General features: G+C 73.9%; 14 protein-coding genes. 4 read left to right on the top strand and 10 right to left on the bottom strand.

What is annotated here, in order from left to right; all coding sequences use genetic code 11:
- Positions 1–19 precede the first annotated feature (19 nt).
- From MWU57_RS02815 to MWU57_RS02770, 10 genes are all read right to left on the bottom strand, one after another.
- Entirely contained in the window at positions 20–2659 is a 2640-nt protein-coding gene (locus MWU57_RS02815; protein ID WP_246907145.1) for a glycosyl hydrolase-related protein, read from the bottom strand.
- Positions 2656–3393, bottom strand: coding sequence for an N-acetylmannosamine-6-phosphate 2-epimerase (locus tag MWU57_RS02810; protein WP_246907144.1), 738 nt, complete (start codon positions 3391–3393; stop codon positions 2656–2658). Before MWU57_RS02810 ends, MWU57_RS02815 begins: the two co-directional genes overlap by 4 nt.
- Positions 3390–5144 (bottom strand): FAD-dependent oxidoreductase, encoded by a 1755-nt coding sequence (locus MWU57_RS02805; protein ID WP_246907143.1) that lies wholly within the window; start codon positions 5142–5144, stop codon positions 3390–3392. The genes MWU57_RS02810 and MWU57_RS02805 overlap by 4 nt, the downstream gene beginning before the upstream one ends.
- Entirely contained in the window at positions 5141–6637 is a 1497-nt protein-coding gene (locus MWU57_RS02800) for a DUF4127 family protein (RefSeq protein ID WP_246907141.1), read from the bottom strand. Before MWU57_RS02800 ends, MWU57_RS02805 begins: the two co-directional genes overlap by 4 nt.
- A complete protein-coding gene (locus MWU57_RS02795; protein ID WP_246907140.1) occupies positions 6625–7623 on the bottom strand; it encodes an ROK family protein in 999 nt (332 codons plus the stop codon). The genes MWU57_RS02800 and MWU57_RS02795 overlap by 13 nt, the downstream gene beginning before the upstream one ends.
- Positions 7620–8345 carry a GntR family transcriptional regulator gene (locus MWU57_RS02790; RefSeq protein WP_106265884.1) on the bottom strand — a complete coding sequence of 242 codons (726 nt, stop codon included), beginning with the start codon at positions 8343–8345 and terminating at the stop codon, positions 7620–7622. Before MWU57_RS02790 ends, MWU57_RS02795 begins: the two co-directional genes overlap by 4 nt.
- The gene (locus MWU57_RS02785; protein ID WP_246907139.1) at positions 8342–9229 is read right to left on the bottom strand and encodes a carbohydrate ABC transporter permease; all 888 of its coding nucleotides are present in this window, start codon (positions 9227–9229) and stop codon (positions 8342–8344) included. Before MWU57_RS02785 ends, MWU57_RS02790 begins: the two co-directional genes overlap by 4 nt.
- Positions 9226–10101, bottom strand: coding sequence for a carbohydrate ABC transporter permease (locus tag MWU57_RS02780; RefSeq protein WP_246907138.1), 876 nt, complete (start codon positions 10099–10101; stop codon positions 9226–9228). Before MWU57_RS02780 ends, MWU57_RS02785 begins: the two co-directional genes overlap by 4 nt.
- 64 nt (positions 10102–10165) lie before the next feature.
- On the bottom strand, positions 10166–11485 hold the full coding sequence (locus MWU57_RS02775) for an ABC transporter substrate-binding protein (protein ID WP_106265890.1): 1320 nt from the start codon (positions 11483–11485) through the stop codon (positions 10166–10168).
- Between the two features lie 160 nt (positions 11486–11645).
- Positions 11646–12656 (bottom strand): LacI family DNA-binding transcriptional regulator, encoded by a 1011-nt coding sequence (locus MWU57_RS02770; protein WP_106265984.1) that lies wholly within the window; start codon positions 12654–12656, stop codon positions 11646–11648.
- A gap of 122 nt (positions 12657–12778) precedes the next feature.
- On the opposite strand from MWU57_RS02770, the gene MWU57_RS02765 reads away from it, so the two are divergent.
- The 4 genes from MWU57_RS02765 to MWU57_RS02750 all read left to right on the top strand — a co-directional run bounded on the left by MWU57_RS02765 (position 12779) and on the right by MWU57_RS02750 (position 18064).
- The gene (locus tag MWU57_RS02765) at positions 12779–14827 is read left to right on the top strand and encodes a beta-galactosidase (RefSeq protein WP_246907137.1); all 2049 of its coding nucleotides are present in this window, start codon (positions 12779–12781) and stop codon (positions 14825–14827) included.
- A complete protein-coding gene (locus MWU57_RS02760) occupies positions 14824–15759 on the top strand; it encodes a carbohydrate ABC transporter permease (protein WP_246907136.1) in 936 nt (311 codons plus the stop codon). Before MWU57_RS02765 ends, MWU57_RS02760 begins: the two co-directional genes overlap by 4 nt.
- Positions 15756–16658, top strand: a complete 903-nt coding sequence (locus MWU57_RS02755; RefSeq protein ID WP_243400747.1) for a carbohydrate ABC transporter permease — start codon at positions 15756–15758, stop codon at positions 16656–16658. The genes MWU57_RS02760 and MWU57_RS02755 overlap by 4 nt, the downstream gene beginning before the upstream one ends.
- Positions 16659–16723: 65 nt before the next feature.
- Positions 16724–18064, top strand: a complete 1341-nt coding sequence (locus tag MWU57_RS02750; protein ID WP_246907135.1) for an ABC transporter substrate-binding protein — start codon at positions 16724–16726, stop codon at positions 18062–18064.
- Positions 18065–18121 lie beyond the last annotated feature (57 nt).

The following is an 18121-nucleotide window of genomic DNA, read 5'->3' as shown; positions in this document are numbered from 1 at the left end:
GCCGTCGGTCACGCCGTGGTCATCGGTCGTCGGTCCGCAGCAGCCAGGTCCGCACGCCGTACGGGCCGAGCTGCGCGGGCAGCAGCCCGTCGGCCCCGGCGCCCGTCGACGGCGCGCCGTCGAGCGTGCGCTCGTCGAGCCGCGTCTCGGCCACCCGCCGAGCCCAGCCCGGGAGGTGGACGACGGCGCTCGCGGGCCGGGCCGACGGGTTGGCGACCCGGAGCACCACGCCCTCGCCCGACTCGGCGGGCTTGAACGCGGAGACGAGCGCGCCCTGCACGCGGGGCGCGGCGCCGCGGGGAGACCGCCGTCGGGCCGCGGGGGCGCGGAGCTGGTCGGCCCGCAGCGGGACGTGGTGCGCCGCCGCGGTGCGGGCGAGCGCGAGGTCGTCCGTGGCGTCCGCGCCGACGACGACGCCGAGCCGCACGCGCCGCTCCCCGTGGCACTGGGCCTCGGGCACCTCGAACGCCGGGCCGGCACCGGTGGTGCGGGTGCGCAGGTCGAACCGGGACAGCCAGCCCACGGATCGCAGGAGCGTCACGGCGATCTCGTGCGGACCGCCGGTGGCCGCGGCGTCGAGGCCCTGGACCTCGGGCAGCGCGTCGAGCAGAACGGCCACCCTGGCGGTGCCCTGCCCCGCCACGGCGAACGTGTGAGCGGGCGCGGTGCCGATCGCAGCCTCCAGACCGGCCGCCTCGGGGAGCGCACCGACGACCGGTCCGAAGGGCCGGTCCTGCACGGACCAGTGCGTGTCCGCCTGCCACGTCGTGGGCGCCCCGGCGACGGGCACGTGGAACCGCAGGCGATGGTCGTCGGCGGCGTTGTCCAGGCGGACGTCCCACCGCAGGACGGGGTCGCCCACCCAGCGCTCGACGACGAGCGTGACGGGGTGCTCGCGGCGGTCCGCCGAGCGGGCGTCGCGGCTCACGTCCAGCGAGGTCGGCAGGTCCAGGGCGGCCGACACCACGAGGCGCGTCCGCACCGGCGACGAGACGACCTCCACGGCCCGGACCGACGGCGTCACGAGCTCGTCGTCCGCCGGCGGGTCGTACGTGTAGCTGTCGCCACGGTCGCCGCCGTCGACGAGACGCCCCAGACCGGTCCGGGTGACGCCGTCGGGTCCCGTCAAGGTCACCGAGGCGTCGTCCTCGACGACCAGTCGCGTGCCGTCGACGACGGCGGCACGCCCCGCGGCGCGCTCCGGCGAGCAGGTCGGCGCGTCACCCAGGACGGCGGTGTACACCGCCCACCCGAACGCGGGGACGTCGCGGGCGACGAACGCGAGCCGGTGACGCTCCCCGCGCAGCGTGTCGGGGAGCAGGTCGAGGTCCGCCTCGAACCACTGGGCGGCGCCCAGGTGCTCCGCCTCCACCGGCACCTCGTGACCGTCGGGGTCGCGCAGGCCGACGACGTACCGCCCGGCCGCCGTGACGACGTCGACCACCACCGGGCCGTCGCCGTCGTCCCCGCTGCCGGAGCGCACCAGCACGTCCACCGTGCCGGCGGCGGGCTTGCCGTCACCGCGGACGTCGAGGTCCTCGGCCAGCGCCGCGCGGCGCACGAGCTGGTCGCCGACCTCGAGGACCCGCTCGGCGCGGACCGTCGTCTCCCGGTGCACCTCGTCGACGGAGCAGCCGCAGATGGAGTCGTGGGGGGCGTTCTTCACCAGCAGGTCCCAGGCGTGCGCGAGGGCCTCGCGGGCGTTCGCCGGGCCCCGCCCGGTGACGGTGGCGAGGGCGGCTGCGGGCTCGACGAACCGTTCCAGGAGGGTCTGGGCGCGGTCGTTCAGCGACTTGACGTAGGCCCGCGCCGAGAGCGTGCCGGGCAGCAGGAACGTCAGCCGGTCGCCGAGGTGTCGTAGCTCGCCCTCGACGACGGGCAGGTCGGCCGCGGCGCTCGCGGCCGCGGTACGGGCGGCGGCGAAGAACTCCGGCAGGGTCGACGGGCGGGCGGCGACACCGGTGGTGAGACGGACCGCCTCGATCGCCTCGGCCCGCTCGGCGGGGCGCGGCGGCACGAGGTGGTCGCCACCGTTGAGGAGGAGCTGCGGCCCGGCCGGGACGCGGTCCGCCTCACGGCGGACGAACGCCTCGAGCGCCGTGGCGGCGTCGGCGGGATCGTCCGGCCACAGCACCTCGGCCTGGTGGTAGGCCTGGTTGACGGTGAAGACCTCGGCGCCGTCCGGCGACCGCCAGCGGAAGCGGGCGTGCTCCGGGGGCGCGCCGCGCCACACCAGGGCGGTGTCGATCCCGAAGCCGACCAGGACGCGGGGCAGGTCTGCCGGGTGCCCGAACGCGTCCGGTGAGTAGCCGATGTCGCTGAGCAGGTCGCCCGCGGTGCGCCGGGCGAGGAGCAGGTTGCGCACCAGGTTCTCGGCGGAGACGAGCTGGTTGTCCGCGAGCACGTGCCAGGGACCGATCGTGATCCGGCCCGCGGCGGCATGCCGGCGCACCCGGTCGGCCACGTCGGGGCGCAGGGCCGCGACGTCGTCGAGCGTGACGGTCTGCCCGTCGAGGTGGAAGGACGCGATCCGGCCGGCGTCGAGGTCGTCGCAGACCCGCTCGACGAGCTCCAGCAGGCGCGACCGGTAGCCCTCGAAGGGGCGGTACCACTCGCGGTCCCAGTGCACGTGGGAGACGACGTGACAGGTGGTGCTCATCGGGCGCCCTCCTGAGCCACCAGGGCGGTCCGGGCGCTGTCCAGGGCAGCCGCGAACCGTGCGGTGATCGACGCCGGCCGGGTGATCGCCCCGCCCACGACCACGGTGGTCGCACCGCGCAGCAGCGCCTCGGCGGCCTGCTCCGCCGTGGCGATCCGCCCCTCGGCCACCACCGGAACCGACAGTGCCGCGGCCAGCTCCCCGACGAGCGTCAGGTCGGGCCCGGCCGGGGGCCGGCCGGGGCCGGTGTACCCGGACAGCGTCGATCCGACAAGGTCCGCGCCGGCGGCCTCGGCCGCGCGACCCTGCGCGAGGGTGGCGACGTCCGCCATCACGAGACGGCCGGGGACCCCGTGCACCGCCCGCACCACGTCCGCGAACGTGCTGCCGTCCGGGCGGGGCCGCCCGGTCCCGTCGACCGCCACGATGTCGGCGCCGGCGTCCGCGACGGCGTGCACGGCGTCCATGGTGGGCGTGATGTAGACGGGCGCGGCCCCCGCCTTCCACAGCCCGATGATCGGCACCCCGGTGACGGCGCGGACCGCCGCGACGTCCGCCGGCCCCTCCAGGCGCAGGCCGGCGGCCCCGCCGTCGAGCGCCGAGAGCGCCATCGCGGTCATGTGGGCCGGTCCGTGCAGGGGTTCGCCCTCACGAGCCTGGCAGGAGACGACGAGCCGTCCCCGCAGGGCTCCGACCACGTCGTCGGGGGTGGCGGTCGGGCGGTCGGGCGTCATGCCGGCTCCTGAAGGTCGGGCTGGTGGTGGCGGGCCTGCTCCGGGTGGGCGGGCTGCGCCGAGAGGACCGCGTCGCCCCAGGTGCTTCCCTCCGGGAGGCGACCCAGGCCGAGCGCGTGGGCGATCGCGGCACGCTCGGCCTCGTCGAGGCCCTGGTCGGGCCGCAAATCGAGGGTTCGCGCCCGCTCGCCGACCACACCGCCGCGCAGCACGCAGCGGTTCACGGCGGCGAACGCGGGATGGTCGGCGGGCACGTCGCGCGTCCAGACCAGGGGGGTGCCGCGGGCGAGCAGCCGCTCCTGGGCGCGCCGCACACCGGCGGTCGAGGTGGCGGTCTCGGTCGGCGTGCGACCGTCGGCGTCCGCCTGGACGGCGAGCACGCCCGCGGCCTCGCCGACGGACCACTCGCCCGGGTGCACGCGGTAGGCGGCGGCCGCGACCTGCGTGGCCGCGAGGTTCTTCGCCCCGGCGACGAGGTTGACCGGTCCGCGACCGGCCTCCGGGACCAGCGCACGGGCCGGCACCTGGAACGGGGCGGTCGGGGCGTACACGCTCTGGGGGTGCCCGACGCGCGGGTGGAGGTCCGCGTGGTACCAGGCGGTGCCCAGCGAGTCGGGCATCGCGACGGCGCGCTCGGACGATCCGCGGACGGCGAGGTCGAGCTCCGTGACAGGGCGGCCGGAGGCGAGCCGGCGGGACTCGCGCACGTACGGCGCGTGCGCCAGGCCGTCCGCGGTCCCCGTGACGCCGGGGTCGAGCGCCAGCTCCGGGTAGCCCCGGCCGCCGTCGTCCCGGGGCGCCTCGGTGCGCAGCCAGTGGACGAACCCGAGCGTGAGGTCGCGGGCCCCGCGCAGCGTGCGCTCGCGGTCGGCGACGAGCCCCGTGGCGGCGTAGTCGTTGCCGGCCCAGTTGAGCACGACGGCGTCCTGGCCGCCCAGGAGCGCACCCGCGCGCACCCTCCGGTAGGTCCAGAACGGCGGGTTGCCCGTGGGCCCCTCGCCGAACATCGCGTACCGGTGGAGCGTGCCGTCCCAGCCGGGGATGTCCAGGCCGAACGGCTGCCCCGTGACGTGACGGGCGTAGCCTCGCGGCGGGCCGCCGACGGGACCCGGGTCCTCCCGGAGCGTCAGCCCCGCGACCCAGGTGCAGGACTGCTCGGCGAGCGGATCCGGCCCGCCCGGGAGGGCGTGCGGCTCGCCGAACGCCTCGGAGCCCTCCGAGCCGATCACCCAGTCGGCGCCGACCAGCGGCAACAGGTCACCGAGCTCGGTGGCGTCCACGAAGGTGTCGGCCGTGACCACCTCGCGCACGCCGCCGGGGCCGGCGAGCTCCACGGCCTCGACGACGGCGCGTCCTGCGGCGTCCGTCGTCGTCCGGGCGGCGACCGGCTCGCGGTCCAGCAGGACCCGCAGGCGACCGGAGGCCACGTGCTCGGCGAGCATGTCCTCCAGGACCTGCCGCCCGACGTCGGGCTCGAAGCACAACCGGGACACCCAGCCGTCGCCCGGGTTGGCGAGGCCGCCGTAGGCGGCACGCAGCCGGCGTCGCATCTCGTGGTAGCTGCCGGGCGCGCCGGTGGTCTCGACGAGCGGGTGCTCGTCGAGCGGGCTGGTCGCCTGCGCCGTGATCTGGCCGCCGACCATCGGTTCCGCGGCGGTGAGCGTGACGGTGGCGCCGGCGTCGGCGGCGGCGAGGGCGGCGGCGACACCGCCGAGCCCGCCACCGATCACGGCGAGACGCAGGCCGGTCATCGTGCCACCTCCACGTCCAGGTCGATCTCGAACGTGCGGTCCCACGGGAGCGTCAGGCTGCCGGGGACGACGCGTGCGTCGTCGAGGCCGGGGGTGCGTGCCAGCACCTCGCCGACCAGGCTCTCCCACCGGTGGCGGCGGTCCGCCGTGAGCCGCACGACGTCGTGGCGCGTCGGGTCGGAGCCCAGCTCCGCCCGGGCGCGAGCACGGGCGTGGCTCATCCATCCGGCGTCCTCCGCGACGCGGTGCGCCAGCAGCTCGCGGTGCGCGGCGGCGTCGAACGTGCCCGCGGCCTGCGCCGCGCACGTCGCGACGACCTGGGCGGCGACCGTGCCGAGGGTGTTGCCGGCCGTGTTCCAGGCGGCGTAGCCGACGAGCCGTCGCCAGGCACCGACCTCGCCGAGCGCCGTCACGAGCGCAGGATCCGCCCCGTTCGGCTGCGCGACGTCCGCCACCGCCACCCGCTGCCCCGCGGCGAGCAGCTCGGCGACGGTCCCGGCGGTCGCCGTCGCCGCCGCGCCGTCGGACCCGGCCGGAGGTGCGACGGCCCAGTCGCCCGCGGACGGCCCGGTGGCCGGGGCATGGACGACGACGTGGCAGTCGACGTCGGGCGAGCGCGGGTCGACGACCACGGCCCCGGCGGCCTCGAGCTGACGGACCGCGGTGTGCCCGACCGGTCCCGTCTCGTACGGGGCGACGCGGTCGAGCCCGTCGTCGGCGGCGCACCGGACGGCGACGCGCGGCGGGGCCACGGCGGACGCCGCCAGCACGGCGCGGGCCACGAGCACGGCCCCGGTCTCGTCCGCGCCGGGGTGCACGACGGCGCGGTGACCGGTGCCGAGCAGCCCCGCCCATCGGGCGAGGTCCTCCTGGGCGAGCGCCGACAGCGACCGTTGCGCGGCGTCGTCCACGCCGACGACGAGTGTCGTCAGCAGGCCTCGGCGGTGCAGGTCCAGCGCCGCGAGCGCGAGCGCGTGCTGCCGCAGACGGCGGCCGGTCCAGTCGGCGACGACGTCGGCCGGGACGTCGGCGGCCACCCGGGAGCGGGCGTCGTCGAGGGTCGCGGTGGTGTCGCCGAGCTCGGCGGAGAGCCGGTGCAGCGCGGGGCCGTGCGGGTCCCAGTAGTCGGGCTCCTCCGTGGCGTCGGCGCTGTCGGGCGTCCGGGGCACGACGATCGCCGCGTGGACCGGAGGCCCCGGGCGCGTGACGGGCCGCCAGGCGGCGAGCACCTCGTCGAGACGTTCGGTCCCGGTGCGCGACGCGATGAGCGAACCGAGGCCGAGGCCGTCCAGGCTGACGACGCTCGCGTCGGTGCGGCCCCGGGAGCCGGCGTACCAGGCGGACAGCGCCGCGACGTCCGGCGCGTGCCGCAGCCGCGGCCGGTGGGCAGGTGGGGGGACCTCGACGGTGGCGCCCGCCACGCGGGCTACCTGCGCGGGCAGGCGGACGGACACGGGGCGGTCGTCGAGCGGAAGGAGGGTCAGGCGGAGCACGGCGTCCTCAGGTCCTCGTGGGGCGGACGGCCCCGGGCGGGCAGGGCGAGGGAGGCCGCGCCGACCGCGCCGCCGTCGCGCACGGCGGCGCGGACGAGCGGCAGGTCGGCCAGCCCGGGCAGGGCCGACGCGGCGAGCGAGCGGTGCGCCGCGTCGAGCAGATCGGCACCGACCCGGAGCGCACCGCCGCCGACGACCACGACCTGCGGGTCGAGGGCCGCGGCGAGCGAGGCGATCGCCGTGCCGAGCGCGCTGCCCGCCCGGCGGAGGACCCGCCGGGCGTCCCCGTCCCCGTGGGCGACCGCACGCGCGAGGTCCTTCCCGGTGGTCGCGCGGCCCCCGAGCGCACGGTAGGCGGCGACCATGGCCGGACCGGACGCCACGGCCTCGAGATGCCCGGTCCGGCCGCACGGGCACGGCTCCCCGACGGCCTCCGGGACGCTCATGTGTCCCACGTGGCCGGCCAGCCGCCGGCTGCCGACCAGCACCTCGCCGTCGACGACGACCGCGCCGCCGATGCCCGTACCCACGGTGAGCACGAGGTGGTCGCGCGTCGAGGCCGCCGATCCCCACCGGGACTCCGCGGCGGCGACGGCGTGCACGTCGTTGACCACCGTGACGTGGGCGCCGCCGAGCCGTGCCGCCAGCTCGTCGCGCACCGGCGTGCCGGCCCATCCCGGGAGGGCCGACGTCGCCGACAGGATGGTGCCGGTCTCGCGGTCGACCACCCCGGCGGTGCCCACACCGAGCCGGAGTGTGCGCCGGGCGGACGGGGCGCCGTCGTCGGCGGAGGGCCCGGAGCCGTCGCCGACGTCGACGCTGCGGACGAGCGACGCCCCGAGGTCGAGGATCGCGGCCGGGCCCTGCGCGGCGGGTGTCGGCACCTCGAGCGACGCGCGGACCTTCCCGTCCACGTCCAGCGAGACCGCGCACATCTTCGTCCCGCCGATGTCGAGCCCGACGGCGGTGGTCCGCGCGCCGCTCACGGGTGCCGCCGCCGCTGGACGGACACGCGGAAGTCGTAGCGGTCCGCCCGGTAGACGCTGCGCCCGCGCTCGATCGGCCGGGCGTCCGCGGTGTAGGTGACCCGCGAGACGACGAACGCCGGCGAGTGCGGGGCGACGTCCAGCAGCGCCGCCTGGGCGCTGTCCACCACCGTCGCGCGGATCGTCTGCTCGGCCACGTCGGGGACCTGGCCCAGCGACTCGAAGGTCGCGTAGAGGCTCGCGACGCTCTGCGTGCCGAAGTCGGGCGGGAGCAGGTCGGCCGGCACCCAGACGTCCTCGATGCACATCGGTGAGCCGTCCGCGGTCCGCACCCGCTGGACGTGCACGACCGGTGCGCCGGGGGAGAGGCCCAGGTCCTGGGCGACCTCGGCCTCCGCCTCGATCCGCTCCACCTCCTGGGAACGGGAGCCGGGCAGCATGCCGCGGGCCGTGATGTCCTCGGTGAACGACGTCAGGGTCAGCGACTTGGTGATCATCGTCGGGTCGGCGACGAACGTGCCCGAGCCCTGTACCCGGTAGACGAGCCCGTCGTCGGCGAGCAGGCGCAGCGCCTGACGCACCGTCATGCGCGAGACCTCGTAGGTGGCCATGAGCTTGCGTTCCGACGGCAGCGGGTCGTGCGGGCGCAGCCCGGTGCGGATGTCCGCCTCGAGGCGTGCCCGCAGGGCCTCGTACTTCGGTTCGTGGATCTGAGTGGTCATCCCTTGATGCCTCCTTCGCCGACTCCCCGGAAGAACCAGCGCTGCATCGAGAAGAACAGCGCCAGCAGCGGGATCACCGCGATCATGGTGCCTGCGGCGATGACGCGCTGGTTGGCGCTGAACGTCCCGGACAGGTACTGGATCCCCACGGTGAGCGTGTAGTTGTCGGGGTTCTTCAGGATCACCAGCGGCCACAGGAAGTCGTCCCACGCGAACACGAACGCGAAGATCGCCACCACGGACAGGGTGCCCTTCACCGACGGCATCGCGATGCGCCGGTACCGCTGCCAGGCGTTGGCGCCGTCGAGCTTCGCCGCCTCCTCGAGCTCGCGCGGCAGGCCCAGGAACGCGGTGCGCATGAGGATGATGGACAGCCCCGACGCCGCGGCGGGCAGGATGACGCCGGCGAGCGTGTCGACGAGCCCGATGGAGCGCATCGTGAGGAACACCGAGACCATGATGACCTCGAACGGGATGATGATCGTCGCGAGGAACGTCAGGTCGGCGAGGGTGCGTCCGCGGAACGGCAGGCGCGCCAGGGCGTAGCCGGCCATCGACCCGAGGATCACGTTGAGGACCGCGGACGCGGTGGCCACGACCAGCGAGTTGCCGATGTACCGGAACACCGGGATGGTCTCGGCCACCGTGCGGTAGTTGTCGATCGTCGGGTTCGTGGGGATCGGGGAGGCGGTGTAGATGGACTCGTCGGCGCCCTTGAGCGAGGTCGAGAACTGCCACAGGAACGGGCCGACGAGGAGCACGAACATCAGCCCCAGCAGCGAGTAGCGCAGCACGAGACCCGCGCGGGTGTGCTTCGGACGGTCGGGGCGCAGCACCTGCGGGCGGGTGACGCCGGCGGTGCGCGACGCGAGGGCGGCGGTCATCGTGCCTCCGCCCGCTGCGCGCGCAAGTACCCGGCGGAGAACCCGATGGTGAGCACGAACAGCGCCAGGCTCATCGCCGAGGCGTAGCCGATCTGACCGCCGAGGCCGAGCCCGACCTCGCGGATCGTGTAGACCAGGGTCCGCGCCTCGCCGCCCGGCCCGGCGGTGCCGTAGCTCATCACGTAGACCTCGGCGAACACCTTCATCGCGGCGATCGCCGACAGCAGGCCGACGAGGAACATCGTCGGCCGGACGCCGGGGACCGTCACGGACCAGAACCGGCGGGCGGCACTCGCGCCGTCGACCTGAGCCGCCTCGTGGTACTCGCTCGACACGTTCCCGAGCGCCGCCAGGTACACGACCATGTAGTAGCCCAGTCCTTTCCAGACGGTGACGAGCATGCAGCTCACCAGCAGGAGCGTGGAGTCGGTGAGGAACGGCAGCGGGGCGTCGATGATCCGCGCCGCCTCGAGCACCTGGTTGACGATGCCGTCGCTGGCGAGCATCCACGTCCAGATGAGCCCGACGACCACCATGGAGGCGACGACGGGGGAGTAGAAGACGGAACGGAAGAACCCGATCCCGCGGATCTGGGGCTGCACGAGGACCGCGAGCAGCAGGGGCAGCAGCACCAGCAGCGGTACCACGACGGCCACGTACAGGACGGTGTTGCGGGTGGCGAGCCAGAAGTGCGGGTCCTGGGCCAGGCGGACGTAGTTCTCGCCACCCACGAAGCTCCCGCCGCCGAGGGCGCTGGCGTCCGTGAAGGACAGCACGACGGTGTTGAGGAAGGGCCAGACGTGGAAGACGACGGCCACCACCAGGGCGGGTGCGAGAAAGAGCCAGGGAGCGAGGCGGAGCCGACGGTTCACGAGGTGTTCCTCCGGGAGGCTGGGGCGGATCGGGAGCCCGGGGCTCGATCCGCCCCAGCGGCGGTCACATGCCGGTGATGGAGTTCGCCTCGGCGACGGCCTGGTCCAGCGCCTCCTGAGCGCTGAGCTCGCCCTTCATGGCGAGCTGGACCTTGCCGATGACCGCGGCCTTCACCCGGTCGTCGTACTGCACGGGGAGCAGGTTGCGGCCGTTCTCGAGCTGCTCGGCGGAGAGCTTGCGGGCCTGGGACTCGACGGTGCCGTCGGAGTCGTCCGTGAAGTAGGGGTCGGCCAGCGCCTCGGTGACCGAGGGGAAGATGGTGACGATCTGGGAGAACGCGAGCTGGTTCTCGGCGTTGGTCATGAACTCCGCGAACTTCAGCGCGGTCGCCTTGTTCTCGGTGGACCGCGGGACCAGCAGGCCCATGACGGACATGTTGGCGGCGTCGGACGCGCCGGTGATCTGGGCACCCACCCCGGTCACCTCGGCGATGTCGGGCGCGTTCTCCTCGACGATGGTCAGGAAGTTGGGGCCGGAGGGGAACAGGGCGACGCGGCCGGCCTGGTAGGCCTCGGTCTCCTTGGAGTGGTCCTCGGTGAGCGAGTCGGGCGGGAAGACGCCGTCCTGGTACGCGGCGGTGAGCCGTTCGACGTGGGCGACGGCCTCGGGCGTGTTGAAGACCCACTCGGTGCCGTCCTCGGACAGCAGCGGCACACCTTCCTTCGCCAGGTCGAGCAGGAACCGGTTCTCGAGCGCCGGGTGCATGCCCCAGATCTTGCCGTCCGACTTCTCGGTGATCTGCTCGGCGGCGGCGTAGAGCTCGTCGAACGTGGCGGGCGGGGTCTCCGGGTCGAGGCCGGCGTCCTCGAACATCGCCTGGTTGTACATCGTGACCTCGGAGGTCAGGTACCAGGGGAAGCCGAACGACCCCTCCTGCTCCGGGACCTGGAACGCGTCCCAGGCGCCGGGCACGTAGGCGTCGCGGAGCTCGGGGACCTCCTGGTCGAGGTCGAGGAACAGGCCCTCGGCCTCCAGCGGCTGCGCGAAGTTCGGGTTGAGGTTGATGACGTCGGGGAGCGTCCCGGCGGCCGCGTCCGTGGCGATCTTCTCCTGGGCGCCCTCGAACGGGATGTCGATCCACTCGATCTCGGTGCCGGGGTGCTCGGTCTCGAAGTCCTCGATGACGCCCTCGATGTACTCGGTGAAGGTCGGCTTGAGCTGGAGCGTCGAGAACGTGATCTTGCCGGTCACCTCGGCCGGCTGGTCGCTCTCGGCGGTGTCGGCCGCCGGGGTCTCGGCACCGCTGAGGCCGCAGGCCGAGAGGGTCAGGCCGAGGATCGCGAGGGCGGGGAGCATCGCGCGGCGGCGACGGCTGGGGGTCATGTCACTCCTGGGTCGACGTTGACGCTGGAAAGGAAAGTGGTCCGTACCAATGTCGAGAAACGTAGCGCCGCGCCACGGATGCGTCAAGGAGTGAGGCAAATGTGGTCCGTACCAATCTGCCGACGGTGGGCAGGGTCGGGCGTCCCCTCGCAGGCAGGGCTCAGGCCGAGGCGCGCCAGACGACGTCGGTCGGCAGCGTGACGCTCGACGGCGTGCGGCCGGCGAGCTGCTCCAGCACCAGCGTGGCCGCGGCGCGGCCCATCTCCGCCGCGGGCTGGTGCACCGTCGACAGCGGCGGGTTGCAGCGCAGCGCCCAGGCGCTGTCGTCGAACCCCACGACCCCGACGTCGCCGGGCACGGTGCGGCCGGCGGTGCGCAGCGCCTCGATCGCTCCGGCCGCGACGGCGTCGGAGGCCGCGAACACGCCGTCGAGCGCCGGCTCCCGCCGTAGGAGCTCGGTCATGGTGTCGACGCCGGCGCGGTAGGAGTAGAGCGGGTCGGCCACGACGAGGCGTTCGTCGAACCGGTCGCCGAGCGCCTCGGTGAACCCGGCGAGCCGGTCGGCGCCCGAGTCGCGGTCGAGCGCGCTGGCGAGCATGCCGATGCGCCGTCGGCCGGTCTCGACGAGCCGGGTCGTCAGGGCGCGCGCGGCGCTGCGGTTGTCGATGCCCACGTAGGGGATCGAGGGGCGCCCCTCGGGGTGCCCGACGAACGCGGCGGGCAGCCCGATCTGCTCGACGGCGTCGGCCACCTGGTCGTGCGACCGGGCCGAGACGAGGACGGCGCCGTCGACGAACCCGCCGCGCAGGTAGCTGGAGACGCGGGCGGCGTCGTCGTCGGAGTCGACCACGAGCACCACGAGCTGGTGGTCGGCCTCGGCGACGACCGCGTTGGTGCCGAGGAGGATCCCGCCGATGTTGGGGTCCTCGAGGAAGAGCTGGTGCGGTTCGTGGACGACGAACCCGATGGCCCACGTCTTGCGCATCACGAGGTTGCGGGCGGCGTTGTTGCGCACGTACCCGACCTCGGCGATGGCGGCCTCGATGCGGGCGCGGGCCTCGGCGGAGACGTAGCCCGTCCCGTTGAGCGCGCGGGAGACGGTGCCGCGGGACACGCCGGCGTGGGCCGCGACGTCGTGCACCGTCGCTCGGACGCGCCCTGGTGAGCTCATGCGCACAGCGTATCCATCCGGACACGATTGTGTGCACGTGTACACACCGAGCCCGAGGTGCGGTACTGTCACCATGTGTGCACGTGCACACACACCTTCGAGGATGAGGAACAGGCGTCGACGTGGACCCCAGGACGAGCCGAGGGCGGCTCCCGCTCCCGCAGCGCGGCATCGCGTTCGGCGGCGACTACAACCCCGAGCAGTGGCCTCGCGAGACGTGGGCCGAGGACGCGCGTCTCATGCGCGAGGCCGGGGTCGACCTCGTGGCCGTCAACGTCTTCGGCTGGGCGGAGATCGAGCGCGAGCCCGGCGTCTACCGCTTCGACGACCTCGACCACGTCATGGACCTGCTGCACGAGCACGGCATCGCGGTGAACCTCGGCACCGGCACGTCGACCCCGCCGCCCTGGCTCACCACCGACCACCCCGAGGTCCTGCCCGTCACCCGCGACGGCGGCACCGTCAGCCCCGGCGGGCGGCAGGCCTGGTGCCCCAGCTCACCCGTGCTGCGGGACCACGCCGAACGCCTCGTCCGGACGGTCGCCGAGCGGTACGGCGACCACCCGGCGCTCGCGCTGTGGCACGTGTCCAACGAGCTCGGCTGCCACAACGCGCTGTGCTACTGCGACGAGTCGGCGCGGGACTTCCGGCGCTGGCTCGAGGCCCGGTACGGCACCGTCGACGCGCTCAACGCGGCCTGGGGCACGAGCTTCTGGAGCCAGCGCTACGGCTCGTTCGACCAGGTGCTGCCCCCGCGGGCCACGGCCTCCCCCGAGAACCCCGGCCAGGTCCTCGACTTCCACCGCTTCAGCTCCGACGCCCTGCTCGACTGGTACCACGCCGAGGCCGCGATCCTGCGCGAGACCACCACCGTGCCCGTCACCACCAACTTCATGGTGACCGCACACATCGACACCCAGGACTACCGGTCCTGGGCGCCGCACATGGACGTCGTCGCGAACGACCACTACCTGGACCACCGGCTGGCCGACCCGTGGGCCGAGCTCGCGTTCGCGGCCGACGCCACGCGCGGGCTGGCCGACGGCGCGCCGTGGATGCTCATGGAGGCCTCGCACGGGGCCGTGAACTGGCAGCCGCGCAACCTCGCCAAGCGGCCGGGCGAGCTCGAGCGCATGGTCCTCACCCACGTCGCGCGCGGCGCCGACGCCGTCTGCTTCTTCCAGTGGCGCGCCTCGCGGGCCGGCGCCGAGCGGTTCCACTCGGCGCTGCTGCCGCACGCCGGCACCGACTCCACGCAGTGGCGGGCCACGGTCCGGCTCGGCGCCCTGCTGGACGCGCTCGACGAGGTGGTCGGCACCACCGTGACCAGCGACGTCGCCCTGCTGTTCGACTGGCAGGCGTGGTGGGCCGTCGACGTGCCCGGCCAGCCCACCGGGGACGTGCGCTACCTCGACGAGGTGCACGCGATGCACGCCGCGCTGCGTCGCGCCGGGGCCGGCGTCGACGTCGTGGGGCCGGCGGCCGACCTGTCCGGCTACCGCCTCGTCGTCGTCCCGACGCTCTACCTCGTCACCGACGAGGCCGCCCAGGCGCTCGAGCGCTACGTCGCGGCCGGGGGACACGTGCTCGTCACCTACTTCTCCGGGATCGTCGACGCCGACGACCAGGTCCGCACGGGCGGCTACCCGGGAGCGTTCCGCGACGTGCTCGGTGTCCGCTCGGACGAGTTCTTCCCGCTCGACGCCGGTCAGCTCGTCACGCTGGACGACGGCCGCACCGCCGACGTCTGGACCGAGCGGGTCGAGGCCCGCGGGGCGTCCGTCGTCGCCCGGTTCGCCGACGGACCCGTCGCCGGCGGTCCCGCCGTGACGCGCCACGGGCACGGCGCGGGCGTGGCGTGGTACGTCGCGACCCGCCTGGACGGGGCGGGCCGCGAGGCCCTGGTGGCCCAGGCCCTCGGCGACGCCGGGGTCGAGCCGGTCCTGCCGGGGGCCCCGGCGGTGGTCGACGCCGTCCGGCGGCACGGCGACGCGGCGTCCTACCTGTTCCTGATCAACCACGGCGGCACGGCTTTCACCGCCCCCGTCCCCGGCACGGACCTGGTGACCGGGCGGACGGCCGCGGCGCACGAGGTACCGGCGGGCGGCGTGGCCGCGATCCGCGAGACGACGACGGATCGGCGCCGATCCGGTGAGGAGGCCGCAGCATGAGCACGCAGACCACGGCCACGGGGCGCGACCCCGGGGCCACGGGAGAGCCGCCGGGCAGGTCCCGTCGCCGCACCCGGCACGCCGGGGCCCTGACGGTGCTCGTCGTCCCGTTCTTCGTCCTGTTCACCCTGTTCTACCTGGTGCCCATCGGCTACGCGGTGTTCCGGTCGTTCCGCACCGTGGAGCGGGAGGGGACGTTCGGGCCGGCGACCGAGGTGTTCGGCGGGCTGACGCAGTACGAGCAGGTCTTCGCGTCCGAGGCGTTCTGGGCCTCGCTGGGCCGCGTGCTCCTGTTCGGCGTCGTCCAGGTGCCCGTCATGCTCGGGCTCGCCCTGGTCCTCGCGCTGCTCATCGACTCGCCGCTCGTGCGCGGCAAGCGGTTCTACCGCCTGGCGTTCTTCGCCCCGTACGCCGTGCCCGGCGTGATCGCAGCGATCATGTGGGGCTTCCTGTACTCGCCGAGCCTGTCGCCCTTCACCGCGGTGACGAGCAGCGTCCCGCTGCTCGGCGGCGGGCTGGTGCTGTGGGCGATCGCGAACGTCGTCACCTGGGTCTACGCGGGCTACAACATGCTCATCATCTACTCCGCGCTGCAGGCGATCCCGGGCGAGATCTACGAGGCGGCACGCATCGACGGTGCCGGCCAGCTGCGCATCGCCTGGTCGGTGAAGATCCCGCTGGTGGTGCCCGCCCTGGTGCTGACCGGCGTGTTCTCCATCATCGGCACGCTGCAGCTGCTCACCGAGCCGCAGGTGTTCCGCTCGTTCACCACCTCGGTCAGCTCGACCTTCACCCCGAACCTCGTGGTGTACACGACCTCGACGGTGCCGAACTTCAACCTCGCCGCCGCCTTCTCGGTGGTGCTGGCGCTGCTGACGTTCGTGCTGTCGTTCGTGTTCCTGCGCCTGACGCAGAGGAAGGCCTTCCAGTGAGCATCCTGACCCGCACCGAGGGCTACGGCCCGACGGCGGCCCCGGACTCCCGCGGGGTCCGCGAGCGCCCGATGTCCCGCCTCGTGGCGTTCGTGATCATGGGCGCCTTCACCCTGTACTTCCTCGTGCCGATCTGGTGGCTGGCGGTGGCGTCCACCAAGTCGCGCGGCCAGTTCGCCTCGACGGCGGGGCTGTGGTTCGCGGACTTCCACCTGTGGGACAACCTGACGTACCTGTTCACCTACGACGGCGGCGTGTACCTGCGCTGGCTCGGCAACGCCGTGATCTACGCGGGGGTGGGTGCGCTGCTGGGCACCCTGCTGGCCTCGATGTGCGGGTACGCGCTCGGCAAGTACGTGTTCCGCGGCCGCAACCTGTTGTTCAACGTGATCCTCGGCGGGGTGCTGGTGCCGGTCACGGCGCTCGCCCTGCCGCTGTTCCTCATCTTCAGCGCGGTGGACCTGACCAACACGTACTGGTCGGTGTTCCTGCCGAGCCTGGTGAGCCCGTTCGGCGTCTACCTCGCGCGGATCTACGCCGCGGCGAGCGTGCCCGACGAGCTGCTCGAGGCGGCCCGCCTCGACGGCTCCGGCGAGGTGCGCACGTTCTTCACCGTGTCGGTGCGGCTCATGGCGCCGGCGCTGGTGACCATCTTCCTGTTCCAGTTCGTGACCATCTGGAACAACTTCTTCCTGCCCCTGGTGATGCTCTCGGACGAGAAGCTCTACCCCGTCACCCTCGGCCTGTACGCGTGGAACTCCCAGACGAACGCCGTCCCGGAGCTGCGCACCGCCGTCATCGTCGGCGCGTTCGTGGCCATCGTCCCGCTCATCCTCGCCTTCCTCGGGCTGCAGCGCTTCTGGCGCGGCGGCCTGGCTGCCGGCGGCGTCAAGGCATGACGCCCGCCGTCCCGACCCGCACGATTCCGACCCGCAAGACCCCGCCCCGTTCAAGGAGGAACACCATGAATCGCCACACCCTGGCCCGCTCCGGCGCGGCCGCCGTCGCCGGCACGCTCCTGCTCGCCGCCTGCTCCGGCGGCACCGACGACGGCGGGTCCGACGGCGCGGCCGACGCCTCGGCCTGCGAGCCGTCCGAGGGTCCGGTCGAGCTGACCTACACCGGCTGGGTCCCCGGGATGGAGGACGCCATCGCGCTGTGGAACGAGGCCAACCCGGACATCCAGGTCACGTACAACACCGGACCGGCGGGCAACGCCGGCACCTACCAGGACTTCTTCAACCAGCTCGAGGCGGACCAGGCACCCGACCTGGGCCAGATCGAGTACGACACCCTGCCGAACTTCCGCGTCCAGGACGGGCTGGTGAACATCGCCGACTGCGCCGGGGTGATGGAGGCCGGCGAGCAGTTCGTGGACTGGACGTGGCAGCAGGTCACGTTCGGCGAGGAGGGCTCGGTCTACGCGATCCCGCAGGACACGGGCCCCATGGCGATGTTCTACCGCGCCGACCTGTTCGAGGAGGCGGGCATCGACGTGCCCACCACCTGGGACGAGTACGCCGAGGCCGCGGCGGCCATCCGCGACGAGGGCGCGTACATCACGCACTTCCCGCGCACGGACGTCAACTGGTTCGCCGGGCTGGTCTGGCAGGCCGAGGGCCGCTGGTTCGAGAACGACGGCGAGGCGTGGACGGTGGACCTCACCGGCCCGCAGTCGACCCAGGTGGCCGACTACTGGCAGGGCCTCATCGACGACGGCCTGGTGAAGGACACCGCCGGGTTCTCCGACGAGTGGAACAACGAGCTCAACACCGGTGAGCTGTGGACCTGGGTCAGCGCCGTGTGGGGCAGCAACTCGATCTCCTCGGGCGCCCCGGACACCGCGGGCGACTGGGCCGTGGCCCCGATGCCGCAGTGGGAACCGGGCGCGAACGCGGCCGGCAACTGGGGCGGGTCGAGCGTCGCGGTGCTGCAGGGCAGCGAGCACCCGTACGAGGCGGCGCAGTTCGCGCTGTGGCTGAACACCTCGGAGGAGTCGCTCACCGCGCTCAACCAGGGTGGTGGCCTCTACCCGGCGACCACCGCGGGCCTGGAGCTGCCGGCGCTCAAGGAGGGTCTCGAGTTCTACGGTGACCAGGCCATCTTCGACGTCTTCGCCGACGCCGCGGCCGCCACCGACCCGAGCTTCACCTGGGGGCCGACGATGGCCCAGACGTACAACGACGTGGCCGACGGCTTCGGTGCCGCGCTGAGCGGTTCGGGCACCCTGCTCGACGCCCTGCAGGCCGGTCAGGAGGCCACGATCAGCACCCTGGAGTCGCAGTCCATCCCGGTGGCCGAGTGACGTCGTCGGGCGACGTCCACCACCTCCGTGCCGCGGGCTCGAGCCTCGTGCTCGACG

Origin of the sequence: Isoptericola sp. S6320L, from assembly GCF_023015685.1 — a bacterium.
In the GTDB taxonomy this organism is placed as follows: domain Bacteria; phylum Actinomycetota; class Actinomycetes; order Actinomycetales; family Cellulomonadaceae; genus Isoptericola; species Isoptericola halotolerans_A.
The sequence above is the reverse complement of the archived record's forward strand: the minus strand, read 5'-3'. Positions and strand labels throughout refer to the sequence as shown.

Excerpts from the sequence above, each read along its gene's own strand:
- MWU57_RS02760 (WP_246907136.1), top strand. The coding sequence starts at position 14,824 with ATGAGCACGCAGACCACGGCCACGGGGCGCGACCCCGGGGCCACGGGA.
- MWU57_RS02775 (WP_106265890.1), bottom strand. The coding sequence starts at position 11,485 with ATGACCCCCAGCCGTCGCCGCCGCGCGATGCTCCCCGCCCTCGCGATC.
- MWU57_RS02815 (WP_246907145.1), bottom strand. The coding sequence starts at position 2,659 with ATGAGCACCACCTGTCACGTCGTCTCCCACGTGCACTGGGACCGCGAG.
- MWU57_RS02805 (WP_246907143.1), bottom strand. The coding sequence starts at position 5,144 with ATGACCGGCCTGCGTCTCGCCGTGATCGGTGGCGGGCTCGGCGGTGTC.
- MWU57_RS02785 (WP_246907139.1), bottom strand. The coding sequence starts at position 9,229 with ATGACCGCCGCCCTCGCGTCGCGCACCGCCGGCGTCACCCGCCCGCAG.
- MWU57_RS02790 (WP_106265884.1), bottom strand. The coding sequence starts at position 8,345 with ATGACCACTCAGATCCACGAACCGAAGTACGAGGCCCTGCGGGCACGC.
- MWU57_RS02750 (WP_246907135.1), top strand. The coding sequence starts at position 16,724 with ATGAATCGCCACACCCTGGCCCGCTCCGGCGCGGCCGCCGTCGCCGGC.
- MWU57_RS02810 (WP_246907144.1), bottom strand. The coding sequence starts at position 3,393 with ATGACGCCCGACCGCCCGACCGCCACCCCCGACGACGTGGTCGGAGCC.
- MWU57_RS02770 (WP_106265984.1), bottom strand. The coding sequence starts at position 12,656 with ATGAGCTCACCAGGGCGCGTCCGAGCGACGGTGCACGACGTCGCGGCC.